Genomic DNA, 20,896 nt, shown 5'->3' with positions numbered 1-20,896 from the left:
AGTGGAATAACAGTTTATAAATTGTACTATAGGTGGTTATGCATGAATTTTGCTTTAGTGTTGGTACTTCTATGCTTGATTAGTGGACTTATTTATTTACTTGATGTCCTTTTTTGGGCAAAAAAACGCAAATCTGGACAAAATCCAGGCCGTTTAATTGAATATTCCCGTTCTTTTTTTCCGGTATTTCTTATCGTATTACTCCTTCGCTCGTTTCTGGTTGAGCCTTTTCGCATCCCTTCTGGATCGCTAGAGCCTACTTTATTGGTTGGTGACTTTGTGGCCGTCAATAAATTTGCTTATGGACTACGCCTGCCTGTCGTAGAAAAAAAAGTCATCCCTATTGCCTCGCCAAAACGTGGTGAAGTCGCCGTTTTTCGTTGGCCCCCAGACCCAAGTTATGATTACATCAAACGAGTTATTGGGGTTCCTGGCGATAAAATTGCCTATCATAATAAAGTACTGACCATCAATGGCAAGGAAATGAAACAAACATTTATCGAATACACGACCGATGAAAGCTCAGGCAAAGCCGTAGCAAAATACCGAGAAAATTTAAATGGGGTTGAACATGATATTTATGTTCGACCTGATGTCGCCTCGGTAGACTTTGAAATCGAAGTACCTGAAGGGCAATATTTCATGATGGGCGATAATCGTGATGACAGTGCTGACAGTCGATTTTGGGGATTTGTTTCCGATGAATATTTGCGTGGCAAAGCCTTTCTTGTATGGCTGAGCTGGAATAGCAAGGTAGCGATGGTTAGGTGGTCAAAAATAGGTCAGATAATACGATGATTAGGGCTTAGCACTTGGTAAGGAGACAAGATGGACAAACAAAAAGGCATGACGCTCATTGGCATGATATTAACCATGATTATTGTCATCATGGCTGGTGTTGTTTTGATGCGGATCGTACCCGTCTATCTGCAGCATTATTCAGTAAACAAATCCATTCATGCTTTAAACAGGATTCCAAACAGTGAACTTTCCGCTGATCCATCCGCTAATGCTCTGCTTTTAAAAAGTAAATTACTGAATCAGTTTTATGTTAATGGCATTGATATCCCTACAGAAAAGATCAGAATTACGTTGGACAGACAAGGTAAATTTCGGGTTGCTGTTACCTATCAAGTGATAAAACCATTGGTTGGCAATATCAGTTTATTATTTAATTTTGATGAATCCCAAGAGGTAAATCCTGGTGGAGAATAATTTACAACGTCTTTGCAGACGGCTGGACTACCAATTCAAAAACGATGCTTATCTAAAGCAGGCACTTACTCATTGTAGTGCAGGCAATATCAATAATGAACGGCTCGAGTTTCTTGGGGATTCAATCTTAAGCTTTGTCATTGCGAGTGCCTTATATGACCAATTTCCCGAACAAAGTGAAGGCCAATTAAGTCGCTTACGCGCTTATCTGGTTAAAGGAGAAATGCTGGCACAAATCGCAAAAGAATTACAGTTGGGTGACTATCTCTATCTTGGTCAAGGAGAAATGAAAAGCGGAGGTTTTCGTCGTGCGTCCATTCTGGCGGATGCCTTGGAAGCTCTATTTGCCGCCGCACTCCTCGATGGCGGTTATGAAGCATGTCGGCATGTTATTCTTAATCTATATCGCTCACGACTGGATGATAAAAACTTAAATGACAATTTAAAGGATCCCAAAACGCAGTTGCAAGAATACTTACAAGCAGACAAACACCCTCTACCGGAATATACGCTTCTGCGCGTTGAAGGGGAAGAGCATGAGCAGCTATTCTATGTTCAGTGCGAATTACCAGGACTCCACATCACAGCACATGGCCATGGCGCTAATCGGCGTAAAGCAGAGCAGCATGCCGCCAAGCAAGTTCTGATGCAACTCAAAAAAACGAACACGCCTCCCGAATAGTTTTAAATCCATGTTCATCAATGATGATCTTGCTGTTATGCAAGAGATCTATTTTTTAGCGGACGATTCATCGATTCTCAACTCCAACCACATTGCATTTAATATGGCAAAGGCACAGGCTAAACCAGTGCCTAAAATCCAGGAAAAATACCACATAGAAACCTCCTCCTACGAATCAATACGCTGTGTCATGATTATCAATAATGGTTGTTTCCGTAACTTTACCTCTCAATACCCGATATACCCAGGCCGTATAGGCCAAAATAATAGGCATAAACACGACGGTTACACTGAGCATAATAAATAAAGTACGTTGACTAGACGAACTGTCCCATACCAAGAGACTCTGTTCAGGATTTGAAGACGATGGCAGAATAAAAGGAAACATACTGACACCAACCGTTGCAATAATGCCAATCACGGATATTGAGCTCAGCAAGAATGAAAAACCTGCATATCGTATACAACCTACGGCCAAAATCGCTGCAACACTACCAGCGATTGGTACAGCCATCGCTGCAGGAATAGTCTGATAATTTGTAAACCATGCGCCGCTTTGCCGAACAACTGCCTTATATAAAGGATTCGAAGGACCATCATGAGGGGTCAAACTCGTCAAATAATAACCTTCAAACCCATAGTATAGCCACAACCCAGCCCCTATGAATAGCATAACAGTCAGCAATGCAGAAACCATAGCCGCACCTTTGGCACGCTGTTGCAGATAGCCTTCCGTTTTAAGATTAAGATAAAATGCCCCATGCATGGCAAGCATCAAAACCGATAAAAGACCACACAATAAGGCGAATGGATTTAACAATGCCAAAAACGTTCCCGTATAAAAAGGTCGTAAACTCTCATCAAAATGAAAAGGCACGCCCTGTAGCACATTGCCCACGGCCACGCCAAAGATTAAAGAAGGTATAAAACCACCAACAAATAAGGAATAATCCCAAAAATTACGCCAGGTACGAGAAGTCAGTTTTGAACGATACTTAAACCCCACTGGTCGCAGGATTAAGGCAAGAAGAATAAGCAACATCGCCAGATAAAAGCCAGAAAATGATAAAGCGTACAATGCAGGCCAGGCAGCAAAAATTGCGCCCCCCCCTAAAATAAACCACACTTGATTTCCTTCCCACGTAGGACCAATGCTATTAATCATGATGCGTCTTTCCATATCGGTTTTAGCAAGCCAGGGAAGCCACATAGCAACACCTAAATCAAATCCATCCATCACTGCAAACCCGATGAGTAAAACACCAAGCAATGCCCACCATATAATACGTAGGGTTTCATAATCTAATGGCATGATCGATACCTCCAGGCTGGTAAAACAAACGGCTTATGAATATCCATGAATCATATTATCTGGCCCTAATCGGATGTATTTAATCATTAAATACACTTCCACAATAGCAAGAATGGTATAAAAAATGACAAAACCGGACAATGAGGTCAACACTTGCGAGGTGCTAACCGATGAAACGCCCATAAACGTGGGCAAGATTCCTTGTACAACCCAGGGCTGCCGCCCATATTCAGCAACCACCCACCCCAGTTCGGCAGCAATCCACGGCAAGGGCAAAGACCAGAAAGCCAAATGCAGATACCAACGGCTGGTATGTAGTTTACGCTTCATCGAAAGATAAAATCCTGTAGCAAATAGAAAAATAAAGAAAAACCCGCAAGCCACCATAATACGAAAAGAAAAAAACAAAGGCATCACATGCGGTTTAAGATCATTTGCGGCCTGCGCGATTTGTTTTTCATCAGCCTGAGTAACATTATCCGTATATTTTTTCAGTAACAAACCATACCCCAAAAATTTACCATGGGCCTCAAAATCAGCTTTTGCCTGCTTATCATTGCGATCTTTTTGCAAACGACTCAAGGCATCATAGGCTAACATCCCTTCTTTGATTCTTTGTTTCCCTTCCTCCACTAATTCATTAATGCCTTCTAATGGTTCACTAAACGATCGGGTAGCAATTAAACCCAATACATAAGGAATTTCTAAGCCGTAATCGGTTTTCATTGTTTTTTCGTTAGGAATGCCAAAAAGCGTTAAACCGGCCGGTGCTTTTTCAGTATGCCACATGGCTTCCATCGCCGCGATTTTCATTTTCTGATTATTATTAGCAACGTAGCCGCTTTCATCCCCCAACACCACTACCGATAAAGCAGATGCCAGGCCAAAAGAAACAGCAACCGTCATAGAACGTTTTGCAAACGCCAAATTTCGGCCACGCAACAGAAAATAAGCGCTGACCGCCAGTACAAAAATCGCGCCAGTCACATAACCTGCGCTGATGGTATGGACAAACTTGGCCTGCGCAACAGGATTAAACATCACCTCTGCAAAATCCGTCACCTCCATACGCATGGTTTGATAATCAAAGGCCGCCCCAACCGGATTTTGCATCCAGCCATTCGCAATCAGTATCCATAACGCCGATAAATTTGTCCCCAATGCTAATAACCAGGTGCAGCACATATGCTGAAATTTGCTTAATTTATCCCAACCAAAGAAAAATAAACCAACAAACGTGGCTTCTAAAAAAAAGGCCATTAGCCCTTCGATGGCCAATGGCGCTCCAAAAACATCGCCAACATAGTGTGAATAGTATGCCCAGTTCGTGCCAAATTGAAACTCCATGGTCAAACCTGTGGCCACGCCTAAAACAAAGTTAATGCCAAACAAGATTCCCCAATATTTCACCATTTGACGCCAAATGTCTCGACCTGTCATAACATAGACGGTTTCCATGATGGCAAGCAACAACGATAATCCCAAAGTCAGCGGTACAAAAAGAAAATGATACAGTGCAGTCAAGGCAAATTGCAGACGAGAAAGTTCAACAACCTCAATACCAGGAATCATAAATCACCTCTTATCATCAACCATAGGTTGCTCTCTTTGCCAGGCTAAGATCCCTTTAACATAAGCTCAGAGTGTCTTTTATTGATGAATCATTCCTGTGCCTGTTCAAGAACACAGGAAGTATCACACCGATTTTTAAGAACTGTCTTCACTGTCGCTAGGCTGAGATGAAATGTGCTGGTTTTAGAGGACCGTAGCGCAGCATACATAGAAGTATGTGGGCAATGGACCGCAGAAAATCGGCGCATTTCAGCCAGCGTAGTAGACTGTGAAGACAGGTTCTAATATTCCGATTTAAATGGATTATGTGCCGTTACACTGGATAAACTGGTTCCCAACAGCCATTGATGAATATTTTTTGCAGGCCTGTCCACGTCTTTGAAACAAACGAACCACAACATAACGAGCAAAGAGAGTTTAACGGCCAAAGTGATAAGAATATCACGACGGAAGGGAGTCATATTTATTTCCCGCTAAGCGCGTGCTGGAAAAGCACAAAAGCCATGGGCATTATGATAAGTTTTCAAGCCAACTTTGTCCATAATTTTTATTAGATGCCCATGGTAAATGCATCTAATTGTTGAGCACAAAAGCCCCCCTCTTTTGCCTGCTTGCCGTGCTTTATGCACAGCACCCATACGAGCTTGTATCAAGAGACAGCTTAAAGAGAGGGATTATGACCTGTTTTCTAACCAATCAACCACCTCCATCCATTCATGCTCAACAGAATCTAGTTGCTGCTTTACTTGGTCACGCCGCTTTAACAAGTCTTGTAAATCATTGCGTTGGGTTTCTTGATAAAGCACAGGTTCGGCTAATGCCGTTTCCAGCTTAGCTAACTGTTGCTGATAAATGGCAGCTGACTGCTCAAGTTTTTTCAAACGATTTTGTAAACTACGCCTTTCACGATAAACATCGGGATCAGCGGATGTTTTCGTTTCCTTTGGCGTTTCTTTACGTTGCAGCCATTGATAATAATCATCCAAATCGCCTTTAAAAGGCTGCACTTGCTGTTGATAAACCAAATAAAAATCATCCACTGTGGTACGCAAAAAGTGGCGATCATGGGAAATTAAAATGAGTGCGCCTTCATAACTTTGCAAAGCCATCTCAATGGCCGCACGCATTGCCAAGTCCAAATGGTTGGTTGGTTCATCCAATAACAATAAATTGGGTTTTTGCCAGACCAGTTTGGCCAGGGCCAAACGCGCTCTTTCTCCGCCGGAGAAATGATGAATAGAATGAATCGCCATATCACCCATAAAATTGAATCCACCGAGAAAATCTCGAATGGTCTGCTCTTTAGCATCGGGCGATAAAACCTGAATCGTCTGTACTGGGCTTAACGTGCAATCCAGTTGTTCCAACTGATGTTGCGCATAATAACCAATGTTTAAATGGGCCGAACGCTCAATCCGGCCGGATAATGGCGGCAGTTCACCGGTTAATGTCTTAATTAACGTAGACTTACCCTCACCATTTGGTCCTAATAAAGCCAGGCGGTCACCGGGATTTAAGACGAGATTCAAGTGTTTTAAGACGGGAGTATGAGCATACCCGGCAACCACCCGCTCACAGTTCACTAACGGCTTACCTGCTCGCGGACACGGATAGAAATTGAATGAAAAAGGCGAATCAACCTGTGCCTGAGCAATCACTTCCATTTTGGCGACTGCCTTAAGGCGGCTTTGTGCCTGTTTCGCCTTGGATGCTTTGGCACGAAAACGCTGCACATAAGCCATCATATGACTGATTTTTTGCTGCTGTTTTTCGTATTGCACCTGTTGCAATGCCAATTGCTGAGCACGGGTTTGTTCAAAACAACTATAATCACCACTGTATAAAGCCATCGTTTGTTGCTCAATGTGAAGAATATGAGTCACAAACCCATCGAGAAACTCACGATCATGTGAGATGAGAATGACAGTTCCCGGATATTGTTTTAACCACTTTTCCAGCCAGAAAATAGCCTCCATATCCAAATGGTTCGTTGGCTCATCCAGCAACAACAAATCAGCGGGCTTCATAAGGCAGCGAGCTAAATTCAACCGCATTCGCCATCCACCAGAAAACTGATTAACGTTCGCTTGTTGATCCGCCGTACTGAAACCTAGCCCTGCCATAATCGCTGCTGCCTGTGCCGGCTTGCTGTAACCCTCCATGTGCTGCATCAATTCATGGCAGGCCAATACCTCCGCATCATCACCGGTTTTCTCAGCACTCAACAATCGTCGCTGTAACGCCTCATAGTCTTCATCACCAGCCAATACAAAATCAATAGCACGCTCATGGCTATCCGGCAGCTGTTGGGATAAGTGACTGATACGCAGATGGCCATTAAGCTGGCATTCTCCAGAATCAGGAATCAACTTTCCTAATAACAGATCAAAAAAACTGGATTTTCCACAACCATTATGGCCTACCAAACCTACTTTTTGCTTTTCATACAGGCTGACACTGGCCTGGTGAAGCAGTCGCTTATTACCACGAGACAAAGTAATTTGGCGCAGCGTCAGCATGATCTATTTCCACATCACATTGCATTTTGCTTTTACTGCATCTCGCAACAATTCAATTAAAGGCCAGGCACGATGTTCTATGCTAACGTCCATTTCTTCATCGTCATTGTCTTGCAATTTTTCATTAGAAACGGTTTTTTTCTTTTCAATTTCAATTGCTTGCTGTAAACGAACTAACGCTTCCGGGACATCTTCAGCAAGAATCGCACTGGGTATCGTTCCACTATGTCCCATCATTTTTATTAAGCGCTTTGCCACATCACCAAACATCGTTATGTTTTCATGCGCATCACAACTAAATGTCACCAACATTCCATTCTCCCAGTTCATGATTCATTGTCTTGCTGTCTTATCGTTACGCAGCTATTTACATAGCACAGCAAGTTCTTCCATCAAGCGCTTCCTCATCATGGCTCAATACGGGTGTAACTTCTCTTTTAGATGAGCAACTATTATGGAAAAATCCAACAACAGAAGTCGCTGCAGAACTCACTGCATGTCCTGTGGCAACTGCAGCCACACCGACACCATAACCAACGGTTATCATGCTTCTGCTGGCCAATGAAAGTGCTTCCAGCAAAAACGTTCCAAGAATCATCAGATCGTAAACAATGGACTTAATAAATGACTCGCCACACTTTAAGAAATGATCAAAGGCAACACAGGGCGACAATGTTGCGAAATGAACAGCAGCAAGGCCCAAATGATAAAGACTTTTAAGCGCATGAACTTTATAAAGAAAAAGACAGGTTAACGGCTTTATAATAAGCGATTTAGCATCATTTTGAAAATCAGAAAAGCTTTGAAAACGATCAAGAAAGGTCACTTCCCCATTTGGTCCTAACTCACGTTTCAACTCATAAAAATAATCCCCTTCCTGCGGACGAGATTTTTTAATGGTTTTAATGCCTGCTTGTCGATACCAATGCCCGCTTTCTGATGCAATTTCAGTAAACATATTGACCCTCTCCCATTAACAGGACTTGCGCTCTCCCAATCTCTACGTTAAAAAGAAATGTTGATTCGGTCATTTAGTTTATCTAAACTCCCTCATCAACATTTCTTTTTGCCTTGACCTTGGGGAACGTAAGTCCTGATTAAAATAAATAGGCGAAGTATAAAAATATAACTTAGAAAGATCAAAATTTTTTAAAGCAACCTGATGCAACGTCCCAGGAAGGCTGAGTTTTGTTTCATAAATCAACCTCTTAAAAATTTCTCCCGTTTTTAAAAGGGATTCACTGACATTCCTCCCTTTATTAAAAGGGAGGTTAGGAGGGATTTCTAAATCTAAGGTTGTTTTGCAGAAGTACCCTTGGCAGATTTTCCTTCCGAATATAAATAATTCACAGCAAAATCCATACCAATACACTCACCAATGGTTCGCCCCCATTTAGCAGCACTTTTCTGATTTATCATGGCTGGCAAATCATTGTAATATTTCTTTTGACATTTTTCGGTAATGGCAGGAATCTTATCAACACAGTCCTGATAACTTATCTTAAGTTCTTTCAAGCGACCAGCTACCGACGCATCCTCCATAAACCCCTTGCATATTGGTTCCGGAATGATTTCTTTGATTTTTTGTAACCATTCATCCTTAGCCATTTCCTGGTTATTGGTTGACGTTTCAGACCAACAGGCCATAGGAAGCACCAGTATACCTAATCCAATGAGTTTACTTAACGTTAAGTTATTCGCCATGACTTTTTCCTTTTCAATTGAATCCAAATAATAGACCAGAGCCTATCACCTTACAAACCAATAAATCATTTCAGGACTTCCGAAAATTCCCAATCTCTGTGTTAAAAAGAAATGTTAATTCGGTCATTTAGTTTGTCTAAACTCCCTCATCAACATTTCTTTTTGCCTTGACCTTGAGGTTTTTCGGAAGTCCTGTATTTATCTAATTTTTTAATCGTGTCTTGTAAATCTTCCACTTCACCCGAGTAATGGTAATAAATCCGACCATGCTCACAATCAATGATGCTGAGTGCTTCTTGTGGTTTGCCATCCAATTGTTTAAAAATCCAGTAAATGCCTTGGGTACGGGCTTTTTGAATGTCTTTTAATAAATCCACCATCTTATCTTCTTCAAATTCATGCTGAGTACAAACCAAGCCACTGACTTCCCGCTGAATTCTGTAAGCAAAATGTTTTTCTTTCATGATATTCACCTAACCATTCCCATTTTGTAATGATATCGGCTAATATGATAAAAAGTTGAGCTTTAAAATGGCTTTACAAATCCCAAAGGAAGGTACTTAAAAGTTAGTTTGAGAATCATGCCCTTTAAAAAAGGAAGAAGTTAGGGAGGGATTTTTAACTCACTCCGCCCCGCTTCGCTCTCGAATTTGCTGTAACGCTTTTTGCAAACGATCAAGTACTCTTTGCTTCCCAAGCAAGGTCAAGGTCATATCAATCGAAGGAGACGTACTGGTACCAGTCACAGACACACGCAGAGGCTGCGCAATCTTCCCCATATTGATATTAAATTCTGCACTAACATCATTAATGCATTGTTGCAATACATCACGCTGCCATGGTTGAACGTGCTGCAATCGTTCATAAAGAGCCGTTAAAGGTTCAAGAATAACTGGACGCAAATGCTTTTTCACGGCATCTTTATCGTATTCAATCTCATCTGAATAAAAATAGTGGCTTGTTTCACAGATCTCGGCCAGTGTTTTACAACGCTCAGCCTGTACTTGCACCAAATCAGTCAGTGCAGGTCCCTGCTTAACATCAATCCCTTGCTGTACAAAATGCCATTGCAGTGCTTTTGCCACCTCCGCCGGGGGGTCATATTTTTGATAATGTTGGTTTAACCAATATAATTTCTCATAATTAAAGCTTGCAGCGCCCCGGCTAACATTGTTCAAATCAAAACAATCCACCATGTCCTGCAGACTAAAAATTTCCTGATCACCACAAGACCAACCGAGGCGCACCAGATAATTTAATAAGGCATGAGGAAGAATCCCCAATTCCTTAAATTGCAAGACACTAACCGCACCATGACGTTTCGATAAACGTTTGCCATCTTCACCAAGAATCATCGGTAAATGAGCAAAAACAGGAATAGGAGCGCCTAATGCTTTAAATAAATTAATTTGCCTTGGTGTATTATTAATATGATCATCCCCGCGAATGACATGGGTAATTTCCATGTCCCAATCGTCGATGACTACAGCAAAATTGTAGGTAGGATGACCATCGGAGCGCCGCAATATTAAATCATCTAACTCCATGTTATTGACATGAATATCCCCATAAACCTGATCTGAAAATGACACCACACCTTCAAGGGGGGTTTTAAACCGTATCACATGAGGCTCATTCGTCTCCGGTAACTGTTTATCACGGCAATGACCATCGTAACGTGGTTTTTCCTTGGCGGCCAATTGCGATTCTCGCAACACTTCCAAACGCTCCTTACTGCAATAACATCGATAGGCTTTGCCTTCATCCAACAACTGTTGGATGATTTGCAAATAACGTGGATAACGTTCAGTCTGATAAAAAGGCCCATGGTGATAATCCAGACCAAGCCAATGCATACCATCAAGAATGGCCTGCACGGACTCCTGAGTAGAGCGCTCACGATCCGTATCTTCAATGCGTAAAACAAATTCACCTTGATGGTGTTTCGCATAGAGCCAGGAAAATAAAGCCGTACGTACTCCACCAACATGCAAAAAACCTGTCGGGCTTGGGGCAAACCGGGTTCGAACCATCATGAAACGCTCCGTTATAAGCAATACCTGACCTTGATGCAACCGATGCACCATCAGACGAACACCAACCTCGTAGCCTGGATAGCGCGAAGCGATATCCAGGAAACCTCAACCCACTTAAAGAGCTTGTTACCAAGCCCTAACGTATGATTTCGTGCCGAAATATACCTTAGTACAACCAGCCGCTGTATAATGCTCGTAGTATGATTTATGATTGCACGAAGTATAGCGAACTTTGCCATAGAGGCAAAGTCAGGCAACAACGCTCAAGGGCAGCGACAAGAGGTTAGCGTGAAAAACATTGGGATTAAATATCAGCTGAGAATAACCACCTTAATCCCCGTATTAGTGGTCGCCCTTTTATTTGGGCTATTTTATAATGGCCAATTCAGTCGTGATTTGAAACAACACACGTCCCGTTTGGGTGAAGCATACATTCGCCAGCTTTTACCAGCCGCTCAATTAGCTTTATTACGTGATGACAAACGTATTTTACAAGGTTTGATTGATGCATCCACCATTAATCAGGAAGTACAATCCCTCGCCTTTTATAATGCCAAAGGACAACTGCTGGCTTATCGCGGAGGGAAACATTCTCTGAAACATCCGTTCACACCACCAGAATTTACTGGTGATTATATTGAAAGCCGACCGATTAATTCTTACGGCATCAATTTCCTGGCGCCAATTACCGTGCCCAAATTCAATTTATATTCCTTTACGCCTTTTCCCTCCCCCAATAATCCCTTTGATGTTCAGGCCGATGATATCCTCGGCTGGTTGTCCATTGATATTGATACGCAAGCAACGTTGATCAAACGTTATCAAATGTATATTGTCACCATCTTTATTACCTTATTAGGCTTATTGATTGGCTTAAGCACGCATTATTTCCTATCCAAAAAAATTTATATCCCCATTGCTCGCCTGCGGCGAAGTATGAAACAGATTCTTAGTAACGAATTTGAAACAGAAATCAAAGTATCGAGCAAAGCAGAGCTTGGCATCATTGAACAAGGCTGTGCGCACATGCAAAAACACTATTTAAATATGGTCAATGATTTAAATCAATACATTGAAACCGCCACCGCTGATTTGCAAAAAAACCTCGAATTACTGGAAGAAAAAAACATCGAGCTGTCTCTGGATAAAAAGAAAAGTGAAGAAAAAAGCCGGCAAAAATCTGAATTCATCACCAATATGAGCCATGAAATACGTACACCAATGAATGGTGTCATTGGATTTACCAATGTGCTCTTGGAAAGCAAACTCGATCCCTTGCAACTGGATTACGTGAAAACCATTAAATCCTCTGCTCAGGATCTCTTAGCAATTATCAACGACATCCTTGATTACTCCAAAATGGATGCAGGCAAACTGCATCTGGATTATATTCCCTTGGATATTCGTGCCTGCATCGATGACGTGGTCTCCTTACTCGCTCCCAATGCGCACAAAAAAGGACTTGACCTGATTCCTGCAACCGATATTGCAGTTCCTAAAACGGTTCTTGGTGACCCCCTGCGTCTTAAACAAATCATCAGCAATCTAGTCAGCAATGCCATCAAATTCACCGACCATGGCTACGTCCTTATCCGCACCCACATCGAGCAAGAATCCGACACAGATTACACGATTTGTCTTGCCGTCACCGACACAGGCATTGGGATTTGCTCTGAAGATCAAGCCACTTTGTTTAATGCCTTTAATCAGGCCGATACAAGCATCACCCGCCGTTTTGGCGGCTCTGGTTTAGGATTGGTTATCAGCAAAAAACTGGCAGAACACATGCATGGTCGGATTTCATTAAGCAGCGAGCCTCATAAAGGCTCAACCTTTTCCGTCCACATCAAACTGGCAAAACTCGTTGCCTATGAAATAGAAAAACACCAAAGCCACCGTTTTGGTAATCTCAAGGTTATTTGTTTTGATGACAATCCCTTACATCTTGAAGCACTGTGCAATGGGCTTGGCTATTGGGGCATTCAATGCATTCGCATTGAAACGTTTAGTCTACTTGAACAGGCATTCAGCCAACATACAGACTGCCATTTGGCTTTTGTAAGCGTCAATCAAGGTTGTGAGCAGCAAGTGGCCCAAGTATTACGTAAACAATCCATCCCTTGTGTATTGGTTTCAAAATGGCTCATTCAAGACCATCAGGCACTGGGAGCACAACGCTTTTTATTTAAACCACCAAACATTCAAAAATTACACGATACTATTGAATTTCTATTAAATCAGACACCGGCCACAAGTTCGGTAGAATCGACAACGGCTCAGGAACTTGATGCCTTACGTGCCGCATTACGCTCATCCAAACCAAACCTCCTGGTTGCCGAAGATCACCCCGTCAATCGCATGTTGCTCAATTCCTTATTAAGTGAAAAAACATGCATAGAAACGGTCGAAGACGGACAACAAGCGGTTAATAAATGCAACAGTAAGCGTTTTAATGCCATTCTTCTCGACTTACAAATGCCAAAACTCAATGGCGTAGAAGCAGCCCGTTTAATCCGCCAACAATCGCTGTTTAACAAAACCACACCCATTATTTTAATCAGCGCCAACAGCATGGAGCAAAACAATGAATCCATGCAAAAAGCAGGGATCGATCTCTGCTTGCAAAAACCGTTCGATGAAACAGTTTTGCTACGCCACTTACTAAGGACCATTAACAAAACCAATACTTCAGCCATAGATTGGTCATTATGCGTACAAAAAGTATCTGGGAATCAAGCATTAGCTACTGAATTCCTCAACCATTTTGTTGAAGAATTGCATAAAAACCGTGAAGAATTCTTGCGGCTGATGGAAAGTAAACAAATTCAAAATCTGGAAAGAGCGGCGCACAAATTACATGGCGCTTGTTGTTTCTGTGGTGTACCGCAATTACAAAGCCAAGTCGCGCAATTGGAAACATTGGCCAAGCATGCAAAACACATCGATGAGCTAACCACCTCATTTAACCAATTGATGCAATGTCTCGATGCGGTGATTGCGGAATATGAGCGTTCTTACCGCACGCAAGAAGTCGTGTAAATGTAACCGCAATCATCTTGTTAAACTACTTTTTAGTTAGAAGATTAGGGCCGTATGCTTTGGATGCCAGTATTTTCTCGCTCATGCGTTTCTTCATGTCTTTCAGTTTTATCATTGTCCAAAATGGGTGGAAGCCATGCACAATCGTTAGCAACCAAATCGACTTGTCCCCGAACAAATTGCTGAAGCTTCCTACAGTCGCTTTCCTCAGTAAAACTCATGCTTGGTAACGCTGAGGGTCCTACCGAAGAAATCACATTATTCATATATATTTTCTTATAAATTTTTTTTAAATTAACATTTTCCTCATTTTCCATAGCCTCCTCACAAGCTTTACGGATTAAGAAAATCATGGGAAGGGAGTAAAATTCTTCATACTTTTTATTTATAATAGAGAACAGCTTATCAATCGCTTCTTCAACCAGCTCATGATCATCCTCGAACAAGTTCAGAAAATTAAGAACCATTTCTAGTCTAAGTTGGTTTCTTTCTTCTGAGTTATACTCCTTACATAAACGATAAGATAACCTTATATTGTCATGGTATTTGTTTAATAAATCTTTTTTAAGCCCCATTTCCGGATGAATAGCCAAAACATCGTTACAACGAACTTTTCCTTTAACACTGCAAAGAAAAGGACTTGACGTCTTGAATCGTTCTAAGTTGGAATTCAAAAATTCAACGTCAAAGTCCGTGTAAATGCCTAAACGATAGACTACGCTTAAAGTGCGAACAATGTCACTTGCTGCAGCCACATTTCCACCTTTAAATAAATTTTGTAATTCAGTATTCGCTAATTCATACAGTGTTAATTCGTTAGAATCTAGAAGATTGTTTTGAAAACTATTTTCGGAAAAATCATAAAAATCGATCTGACTCGATTTATTTAAAAGGCTTAATTCCTTTTGAAAATTAAGAAAATCTTCTTGGCCTTGGGTATCCAGCAATCGACTGTCGTAGATAAGTGAAATCCTTCGAGAAGGAAATTTATTAAGAAAATCCATTATTCTCTCTTTGTTTTTTTGAGGAATAAATTGTTGGGAATTTGTGGTAAACCATATTCTTGTCCAATTATTAGTCAAAAACTATAAATGCCTTCCTCCATATTCGGCTCTATTGTAACTAGGGGAAATAATTTAAAACTAGGCTTAAATCGTTTCATGTTGATTCCTTGATTCATTTATCGCGGACTACGTACTGGCTTCGTCGTTTCAGGTGCTTCCGTTTCTTCCGAAAGTGTTTGTTTAGGATGTGCCCAAGCTTTCTCAAACGTTGAGCTTAATAAAGACTGAGTGAATTCCGCATCCCAACGTCGTGGCGGGATAGTACTTAACTCCTCTTGACTCATGTTTGTTTGTAACAATCCAGATGCAATTTGCCGAGCAACTGCTTCGGGATCAATGGACTGGGTCAAAAAATCAATGAGAAAGCACCGCTCACCGGTAAAATATTGTGGTTGGACTCTAAAAAAAAGAGGTGTATTTCTCCGAATAAGAACCGTTCGATAAGCATCAGAACCGCTCGTATTCATAACTTCATAGTAATTCCTTGAACGCAAGTAATTTTCCATACTTCCATATTTTTTCTCATTATACTGATAATTACTAAGTATTGTTTTAAAAAGTGCCATTATCACGGGACTATGTACAGGGGCAGCCACCACACAATTCGACATATTGCCGTAAATCATTTCCTTTTTAATCACAAATTTTGAAAAATACACCAACAGCCCCAAAGGGGCTTTCATGTGTTCTTTGAGTCGATAAGTGCAGGTAACATCCAAATCCGAATAAACTCCTCCCTGATTATAAAGAATTAAAAGTCGAAACAAATCACTTGCTGCGGCATAATTGCCTTGTGGATGCGTTAGTTCCAGTAAAAATAATTGATAAATATTATATTGAATGGTGGTTTGGTCGGTGAGTTCAGGAATGAAGGCAGTCGCTTGTTTCTGATCTAAAATCTGCAATTTGCCATAAAAACTTGCGGCATATTGCCTTAAAGCATCACGCTGTGTTGTAGTTAACTCCTCTTGATTGATCCATAGCTTAAACGTGGCTTGCGGGTTAGCACGAATCCATTCAGCCATGTTTCTGCGAAATGAATCGCGGATCGCCCCACTTGTATCAAAGATCTTCGGACCAAAATATATCCAATGCATATCATGCGGGATTTCCTTCTCCTCCACGTCATTATCACTCATCATAAAAATACGGCAGGTAATTGTTCAATGCTCTGTAAGTAATTATAGCCTACTTAAATGGCCAACTGTTTATAAAATTCTTCTCCGTACAAGCGGTCATATACAGGGACTACAACGCTATGAACAAGCGCTTGAAATCATTTTTGCCGAATTGGAACGTATGAAATAGAATAACAGGCATTCGTCCGTTAAACCATATTTCTCAGCCGCCCTTGAACAAGAAGGTTAGGGAGGAATGTATGACAACCCAATCACTTATGGAGAAACCATGTCAGTAAAAAATGCCTTGTACGCTCAATCTGGTGGCGTTACCGCCGTGATTAATGCCTCTGCCTGCGGCGTCATCCAGACCGCGCGCCTGCATCCTCAACAAATCGGCAAAGTATATGCGGCCAAAGACGGCATCATCGGTGCGTTGCATGAACGTTTAATTGATACCTCCTTGGAAAGCGACGATGCCATCGCCAAATTGCTGCATACGCCGGCCGGCGCTTTTGGTTCCTGTCGTTATAAGCTTAAAAAAGATGGGGAAGAATTCAACCGCCTGCTGGACGTCTTTAAAGCGCATGACATTGGCTATTTCTTTTATAATGGCGGCGGCGACTCGCAAGACACCGCCAACAAAGTCGCAGCCATGAGCAGCGAAAAAGGCTTTCCCATCACCTGCATTGGCATCCCTAAAACCGTGGATAATGATCTTCCCTTTACCGACTCTTGCCCGGGATTTGGCTCGGTTGCCAAATACGTCGCCATCTCAACGCTGGAAGCAGGTCTGGACGTCGCCTCCATGGCCGCTTCTTCCACCAAAGTGTTTATTCTTGAAGTCATGGGCCGCCATGCCGGCTGGATTGCGGCGGCCAGCGGTCTTGCCAGCACGCAGGCGCATGAACCCCCCCATATCATTTTATTCCCGGAAGTTCCGTTCCAAGAAGCCCACTTTTTAAAACGCGTGGATGAATGCGTCAAAGAGCATGGGTATTGCGTCATCGTCGTGTCCGAAGGAATTCGCAATGAAGAAGGCTTATTTTTAAGCGATTCGGGCCTGCGTGATGCCTTTGGCCATGCGCAGCTAGGCGGGGTCGCACCGGTCATTGCCCAACTCATTAAACGCGAATTAAATCTTAAATACCATTGGGCCGTGGCTGACTACCTGCAACGCGCCGCCCGCCATATTGCCTCACGTGTTGACGTTGAGCAGGCATATGCTTTGGGAAAAGAAGCGGTGAAACTGGCACTCGCCGGACACAACGCCATCATGCCCGTCATCGTGCGCGAAGAAGATGCCCCCTATCGCTGGTCTATTAGTCATGTGGCCTTATCAGACGTTGCTAACGTGGAAAAGAAAATGCCGCAAGCATTCATTGCCGACGATGGTTTTAGCATTACCGAGGCTTGCCGCCGCTACCTGCGGCCCTTAATTCAAGGCGAAGCTTATCCACCTTACATCAGCGGCCTGCCCGATTACGTGCGGCTGAAAAATCAACTGGTGCCGCAAACACTATAAAAAAAGCCGCTGTAAAGCGGCTTTTAACTGATGAGAATATTATCGACAGTTTGCTGGTCGGTATCTATCGTTTAAATCGCCTCCTGTACAAATCCAAGTCACTTCTCCATTTGCTTGCAGCGTTGGTGTTAAAATGAGCGTATTACCCGCAATACCTGCAGCAGCATATGTAATAGTAATGGCAGCAGTACCATCACCGGCGATGGTAATTGAAGTTACATTAGGTGTGGCTGCTGTTAAGCCAGGATAACCCGTAGCGGCCTGATTCGCCGGTAGAGCACCATTAGAAATAGCTGTTTCAGCCACTGCAAGTTTTGCCGCCGCAGCCAGATTCAGCCCTTCAGTAACCCTCGCCCGAAGTGTATAGTCCTGATAGGCTGGAATGGCGACCGCGGCCAGAATGCCAATAATGGCGACCACGATCATCAGCTCAATCAGGGTAAAACCTTGCTGTCTTTTCATGACGTTTCCCTCTTTAAAAGTAATTCACTCATCTATTAATGATGCAAGTTAGATGCCAATTAGGATTCATAAAATCATGCTTATCATGACAGATCATCAGAAAAAAATAAATGATAGAATTTTCAATCGATTAAGTACTATCCTCGCTATCAAGATTCAGCCTCAATGTTATAATCATACTAAATAGGGGATTTGAAGACGAATATCAAATGACTGACCGCTGTAACAAAACCAATACATAGTGACAAAAATTGTCATATTTTTACAAAAAATAAACAACAAGGAAGGAAATGACAATGAACATTTTGCTTGCAGGAGGCACTGGATTTATTGGCTCAGAGCTGGTGGATTCATTTCATGCGGAGCATCAAATTACGGTGCTTGGCCGCGATCATCACCATATTCAACGTGTATTTGGCAAACGGGTACAGGCTTGCACGTGGCAAAGGCTTTCCTCGCTGGAAGCTGGCCATTATGATGTGGTAATCAACCTATGCGGCCATAATATTGCCGCTTCACGCTGGACGGAATCCGCCAAAAAACTCATCATTGAATCACGGGTTAAAACCAACGCAATGCTCATTCAGTGGTTGATTGACCATCAGTGCAAGCCACACTACTACAGCGCCAATGCCGTCGGCATTTATGGAGTACAAGACAAGGATACCTCTCATGCGTTCGATGAAGACAGCCCCATCGATTTTGACCATCCTCGCGACTTTTTAAGTGAGGTGGGCATTCGCTGGCAAAAATCGCTGCAACCAGCGATTGATTATGGCATGCCGGTGACCATCACCCGTTTTGGTGTGGTCTTAAAGAGCGGTCAAGGCATGCTGAAAAAACTTGCCCCGAGTTTTAACTTAAGTTTAGGGAGCATCATTGGCGATGGCGAGCAAATCATTTCCTGGGTGCACATTGCCGATGTCATCCGCGCGTTTCATTTTTTATTGGAGCACCCTGACCTCATTGGTGCTTTCAATATAACGTCTCCCAATCCCGTGCCGCAAAAAGAATTCGCAAGACTATTGGCCAAAGCCATGCACCGGCCTTTATTTTTAAAAACACCGGCGTTTGTTATCCGTTTGCTATTCGGTGAGATGGGCGAGTGTCTCATCAATCGCGGCCAACGCGTCGTGCCCAAACGCTTACCGGAAGAAGGGTTTAAATTCGCCTACCCGGATTTAGAGGAGGCATTGGCACGCGAATTTTAACCACACTCAGCCTGGACAGTGCGAAGCAATATCCGGGATTAATGCCCAGACAAACCCGGTTATCGCTCACGCGTTAACCAGGCTACAATTCATCCAATCTGTAGTTGCTATGGTTAAATAAAAGAAGGAAAGATTATAGAAAGAGTCTCCTGTTAATGTAAATTAACAAATCTCAGGCAAGATAAAGGAGACTCTTATGGAAGGAGGTTATACGAACAAAGTGGGATTCATCGGAATAGATGTTCATAAAAAAAGTTACTCAGTCTATTGTGTGTGCGAGGGAGCAAGAGTAAAGAGTTGGAACATGGGGGCGAGGGCGAAGGAACTGATAGGGCAACTCAAGGAATATTTTTCTGGGGCTGAGCTATGTAAGCGGGTTTTAGTGGTTTTGTGTTACAAGCGCTTATTGATTCTGGGATAGAGAATATTGTAGTGAACGCTGGTTCAGTTGAGAGTGCATCTCGAGACCGAGTAAAGACGGATAAACGCGATGCAAAGAAGCTGGCGGAGCAGTTATCAGCTGGTTGTTTGCAGAGTATTTATATTCCGAGTTTGGAAATCGAAGTTGCTTGGCGAGGAATTCGCAAAGATACAGAATCCAAGCTGTGAAGCGACTTGAGTATCTTGAAGTCGTCTATCACGTAATACGTAGTTTGGGGCCAGCACTTATTAAACCGAATAGACAACTTGTGACGAAACTACGGTTTCGAGCACGAATGGCAGTATGATCTAATAAGAAGATCGATGAATGATTAATTGTACTTTTTAGAAACGTGTAATAGACTTTTTTAGAACAATAGTTGTAAAAGAAAAAAGACCTGCTTTCTGGTCACAGGAGACTTTTTTGCCTTACTTGACAATTCACATGGCGGCCTGGATAGTGCATCTCCGGGAAAAACACATCACAATCTGTCCTCCTGGTTGCAAGCAACCAGGCTACAAGCCTATCCGGGGAAACTATATCGCAATCTACCAGGATTTAATCCATGCTAACCGTCGCGCAACGAGTCAGTGACGCTTCTGTAACCATCAACGATGAAACGATTGCCAATATTGGACAAGGATTGCTTATCCTATGCGGCTTTGAAAAACAAGACACAGATGAAACCCTAAAACGCATGGTAAAAAAATGCCTGAATTATCGGATATTCAGTGACGCCCAGGGAAAAATGAACTTAAGTCTTAAAGACGTCGGTGGCAGCTTGTTGCTGGTGCCACAGTTTACACTGTTGGCCGAAACCGAGCGTGGCCTGCGCCCGAGCTTCACCAAAGGCGCCTCTCCTGACATTGGCCGTGCTTTATTTAAGGCGCTCATTGAACACGCCCGTGAACAATATCCTCACGTGGCTTATGGCTCTTTTGGCGCGGATATGCAAGTTCGTCTTTGCAATGACGGTCCAGTGACCTTCATTCTCAGTTTTTAACCGCGCAAGCACC

21 protein-coding genes are annotated in these 20,896 nt (G+C 42.5%); 8 read left to right on the top strand and 13 right to left on the bottom strand.

The window, feature by feature from the left end; genetic code table 11:
- Positions 1 to 42 precede the first annotated feature (42 nt).
- Genes lepB through rnc form a run of 3 tightly spaced genes read left to right on the top strand, consistent with a single transcriptional unit; the run spans position 43 to position 1,897 of the window.
- Entirely contained in the window at positions 43 to 798 is a 756-nt protein-coding gene (lepB, locus tag E1O52_RS07095) for a signal peptidase I (RefSeq protein WP_133128012.1), read from the top strand.
- 30 nt (positions 799 to 828) lie between these two features.
- Positions 829 to 1,215, top strand: coding sequence for a DUF4845 domain-containing protein (locus tag E1O52_RS07090; protein WP_133128011.1), 387 nt, complete (start codon positions 829 to 831; stop codon positions 1,213 to 1,215).
- Positions 1,205 to 1,897, top strand: a complete 693-nt coding sequence (gene rnc / locus E1O52_RS07085; RefSeq protein WP_133128010.1) for a ribonuclease III — start codon at positions 1,205 to 1,207, stop codon at positions 1,895 to 1,897. The genes E1O52_RS07090 and rnc overlap by 11 nt, the downstream gene beginning before the upstream one ends.
- A 48-nt stretch (positions 1,898 to 1,945) precedes the next feature.
- Here the strand turns inward: rnc and cydX are convergent, their stop codons facing one another.
- From cydX to gltX, 10 genes are all read right to left on the bottom strand, one after another.
- A complete protein-coding gene (cydX, locus tag E1O52_RS07080; RefSeq protein ID WP_133128009.1) occupies positions 1,946 to 2,053 on the bottom strand; it encodes a cytochrome bd-I oxidase subunit CydX in 108 nt (35 codons plus the stop codon).
- Positions 2,054 to 2,072: 19 nt separating this feature from the next.
- On the bottom strand, positions 2,073 to 3,209 hold the full coding sequence (gene cydB, locus E1O52_RS07075) for a cytochrome d ubiquinol oxidase subunit II (RefSeq protein WP_133128008.1): 1,137 nt from the start codon (positions 3,207 to 3,209) through the stop codon (positions 2,073 to 2,075).
- Between the two features lie 33 nt (positions 3,210 to 3,242).
- Positions 3,243 to 4,781, bottom strand: a complete 1,539-nt coding sequence (locus tag E1O52_RS07070) for a cytochrome ubiquinol oxidase subunit I (RefSeq protein WP_133128007.1) — start codon at positions 4,779 to 4,781, stop codon at positions 3,243 to 3,245.
- A gap of 281 nt (positions 4,782 to 5,062) precedes the next feature.
- The gene (gene cydP, locus E1O52_RS07065) at positions 5,063 to 5,242 is read right to left on the bottom strand and encodes a cytochrome oxidase putative small subunit CydP (protein ID WP_133128006.1); all 180 of its coding nucleotides are present in this window, start codon (positions 5,240 to 5,242) and stop codon (positions 5,063 to 5,065) included.
- A gap of 213 nt (positions 5,243 to 5,455) precedes the next feature.
- Entirely contained in the window at positions 5,456 to 7,300 is a 1,845-nt protein-coding gene (locus E1O52_RS07060; protein WP_133128005.1) for an ABC-F family ATP-binding cassette domain-containing protein, read from the bottom strand.
- A 3-nt stretch (positions 7,301 to 7,303) separates the two neighbouring features.
- Positions 7,304 to 7,612 carry a DUF1840 domain-containing protein gene (locus tag E1O52_RS07055; RefSeq protein ID WP_133128004.1) on the bottom strand — a complete coding sequence of 103 codons (309 nt, stop codon included), beginning with the start codon at positions 7,610 to 7,612 and terminating at the stop codon, positions 7,304 to 7,306.
- Between the two features lie 55 nt (positions 7,613 to 7,667).
- Positions 7,668 to 8,258, bottom strand: a complete 591-nt coding sequence (locus E1O52_RS07050) for a hypothetical protein (protein ID WP_133128003.1) — start codon at positions 8,256 to 8,258, stop codon at positions 7,668 to 7,670.
- A gap of 332 nt (positions 8,259 to 8,590) precedes the next feature.
- Complete coding sequence (locus tag E1O52_RS07045) at positions 8,591 to 9,004, bottom strand: hypothetical protein (protein ID WP_133128002.1); 414 nt, start codon at positions 9,002 to 9,004, stop codon at positions 8,591 to 8,593.
- Positions 9,005 to 9,153: 149 nt separating this feature from the next.
- Positions 9,154 to 9,468 (bottom strand): hypothetical protein, encoded by a 315-nt coding sequence (locus E1O52_RS07040; protein ID WP_133128001.1) that lies wholly within the window; start codon positions 9,466 to 9,468, stop codon positions 9,154 to 9,156.
- 159 nt (positions 9,469 to 9,627) lie between these two features.
- Complete coding sequence (gene gltX, locus E1O52_RS07035; RefSeq protein ID WP_133128000.1) at positions 9,628 to 11,040, bottom strand: glutamate--tRNA ligase; 1,413 nt, start codon at positions 11,038 to 11,040, stop codon at positions 9,628 to 9,630.
- A gap of 288 nt (positions 11,041 to 11,328) precedes the next feature.
- Here gltX and letS point away from each other — a divergent pair, with 288 nt between their 5' ends.
- Entirely contained in the window at positions 11,329 to 14,079 is a 2,751-nt protein-coding gene (gene letS / locus E1O52_RS07030; protein ID WP_133128029.1) for a two-component system sensor histidine kinase LetS, read from the top strand.
- Between the two features lie 44 nt (positions 14,080 to 14,123).
- On the opposite strand, the gene E1O52_RS07025 is transcribed toward letS, so the two are convergent.
- Both E1O52_RS07025 and E1O52_RS07020 read right to left on the bottom strand, forming a co-directional pair.
- Entirely contained in the window at positions 14,124 to 15,161 is a 1,038-nt protein-coding gene (locus E1O52_RS07025; RefSeq protein WP_133127999.1) for a glycosyltransferase family 88 protein, read from the bottom strand.
- Between the two features lie 98 nt (positions 15,162 to 15,259).
- Complete coding sequence (locus E1O52_RS07020) at positions 15,260 to 16,240, bottom strand: glycosyltransferase (protein ID WP_207384187.1); 981 nt, start codon at positions 16,238 to 16,240, stop codon at positions 15,260 to 15,262.
- Between the two features lie 310 nt (positions 16,241 to 16,550).
- On the opposite strand from E1O52_RS07020, the gene E1O52_RS07015 reads away from it, so the two are divergent.
- On the top strand, positions 16,551 to 17,786 hold the full coding sequence (locus E1O52_RS07015; RefSeq protein ID WP_133127997.1) for a 6-phosphofructokinase: 1,236 nt from the start codon (positions 16,551 to 16,553) through the stop codon (positions 17,784 to 17,786).
- Between the two features lie 39 nt (positions 17,787 to 17,825).
- Here the strand turns inward: E1O52_RS07015 and E1O52_RS07010 are convergent, their stop codons facing one another.
- A complete protein-coding gene (locus E1O52_RS07010) occupies positions 17,826 to 18,248 on the bottom strand; it encodes a pilin (RefSeq protein ID WP_133127996.1) in 423 nt (140 codons plus the stop codon).
- Positions 18,249 to 18,538: 290 nt separating this feature from the next.
- Between E1O52_RS07010 and E1O52_RS07005 the strand changes: the two genes are divergently transcribed.
- The 3 genes from E1O52_RS07005 to dtd all read left to right on the top strand — a co-directional run bounded on the left by E1O52_RS07005 (position 18,539) and on the right by dtd (position 20,883).
- Positions 18,539 to 19,459, top strand: a complete 921-nt coding sequence (locus E1O52_RS07005; RefSeq protein WP_242602193.1) for a TIGR01777 family oxidoreductase — start codon at positions 18,539 to 18,541, stop codon at positions 19,457 to 19,459.
- Between the two features lie 196 nt (positions 19,460 to 19,655).
- A complete protein-coding gene (locus E1O52_RS07000; RefSeq protein ID WP_133127995.1) occupies positions 19,656 to 19,880 on the top strand; it encodes a hypothetical protein in 225 nt (74 codons plus the stop codon).
- A 565-nt stretch (positions 19,881 to 20,445) separates the two neighbouring features.
- Positions 20,446 to 20,883 (top strand): D-aminoacyl-tRNA deacylase, encoded by a 438-nt coding sequence (gene dtd / locus E1O52_RS06995; protein WP_133127994.1) that lies wholly within the window; start codon positions 20,446 to 20,448, stop codon positions 20,881 to 20,883.
- Positions 20,884 to 20,896 lie beyond the last annotated feature (13 nt).

This window comes from Legionella nagasakiensis, assembly GCF_900639915.1.
Taxonomy (GTDB): Bacteria; Pseudomonadota; Gammaproteobacteria; order Legionellales; family Legionellaceae; genus Legionella_A; species Legionella_A nagasakiensis.
This window is presented reverse-complemented; position numbering and strand designations above follow the sequence as displayed.

Excerpts from the sequence above, each read along its gene's own strand:
- E1O52_RS07000 (WP_133127995.1), top strand. The coding sequence starts at position 19,656 with ATGGAAGGAGGTTATACGAACAAAGTGGGATTCATCGGAATAGATGTT.
- E1O52_RS07070 (WP_133128007.1), bottom strand. The coding sequence starts at position 4,781 with ATGATTCCTGGTATTGAGGTTGTTGAACTTTCTCGTCTGCAATTTGCC.
- E1O52_RS07015 (WP_133127997.1), top strand. The coding sequence starts at position 16,551 with ATGTCAGTAAAAAATGCCTTGTACGCTCAATCTGGTGGCGTTACCGCC.
- gltX (WP_133128000.1), bottom strand. The coding sequence starts at position 11,040 with ATGATGGTTCGAACCCGGTTTGCCCCAAGCCCGACAGGTTTTTTGCAT.
- lepB (WP_133128012.1), top strand. The coding sequence starts at position 43 with ATGAATTTTGCTTTAGTGTTGGTACTTCTATGCTTGATTAGTGGACTT.
- E1O52_RS07055 (WP_133128004.1), bottom strand. The coding sequence starts at position 7,612 with ATGTTGGTGACATTTAGTTGTGATGCGCATGAAAACATAACGATGTTT.
- E1O52_RS07040 (WP_133128001.1), bottom strand. The coding sequence starts at position 9,468 with ATGAAAGAAAAACATTTTGCTTACAGAATTCAGCGGGAAGTCAGTGGC.
- E1O52_RS07090 (WP_133128011.1), top strand. The coding sequence starts at position 829 with ATGGACAAACAAAAAGGCATGACGCTCATTGGCATGATATTAACCATG.
- cydP (WP_133128006.1), bottom strand. The coding sequence starts at position 5,242 with ATGACTCCCTTCCGTCGTGATATTCTTATCACTTTGGCCGTTAAACTC.
- cydX (WP_133128009.1), bottom strand. The coding sequence starts at position 2,053 with ATGTGGTATTTTTCCTGGATTTTAGGCACTGGTTTAGCCTGTGCCTTT.
- E1O52_RS07045 (WP_133128002.1), bottom strand. The coding sequence starts at position 9,004 with ATGGCGAATAACTTAACGTTAAGTAAACTCATTGGATTAGGTATACTG.
- dtd (WP_133127994.1), top strand. The coding sequence starts at position 20,446 with ATGCTAACCGTCGCGCAACGAGTCAGTGACGCTTCTGTAACCATCAAC.
- cydB (WP_133128008.1), bottom strand. The coding sequence starts at position 3,209 with ATGCCATTAGATTATGAAACCCTACGTATTATATGGTGGGCATTGCTT.
- E1O52_RS07060 (WP_133128005.1), bottom strand. The coding sequence starts at position 7,300 with ATGCTGACGCTGCGCCAAATTACTTTGTCTCGTGGTAATAAGCGACTG.
- E1O52_RS07020 (WP_207384187.1), bottom strand. The coding sequence starts at position 16,240 with ATGCATTGGATATATTTTGGTCCGAAGATCTTTGATACAAGTGGGGCG.
- E1O52_RS07010 (WP_133127996.1), bottom strand. The coding sequence starts at position 18,248 with ATGAAAAGACAGCAAGGTTTTACCCTGATTGAGCTGATGATCGTGGTC.
- E1O52_RS07050 (WP_133128003.1), bottom strand. The coding sequence starts at position 8,258 with ATGTTTACTGAAATTGCATCAGAAAGCGGGCATTGGTATCGACAAGCA.
- E1O52_RS07005 (WP_242602193.1), top strand. The coding sequence starts at position 18,539 with ATGACAATGAACATTTTGCTTGCAGGAGGCACTGGATTTATTGGCTCA.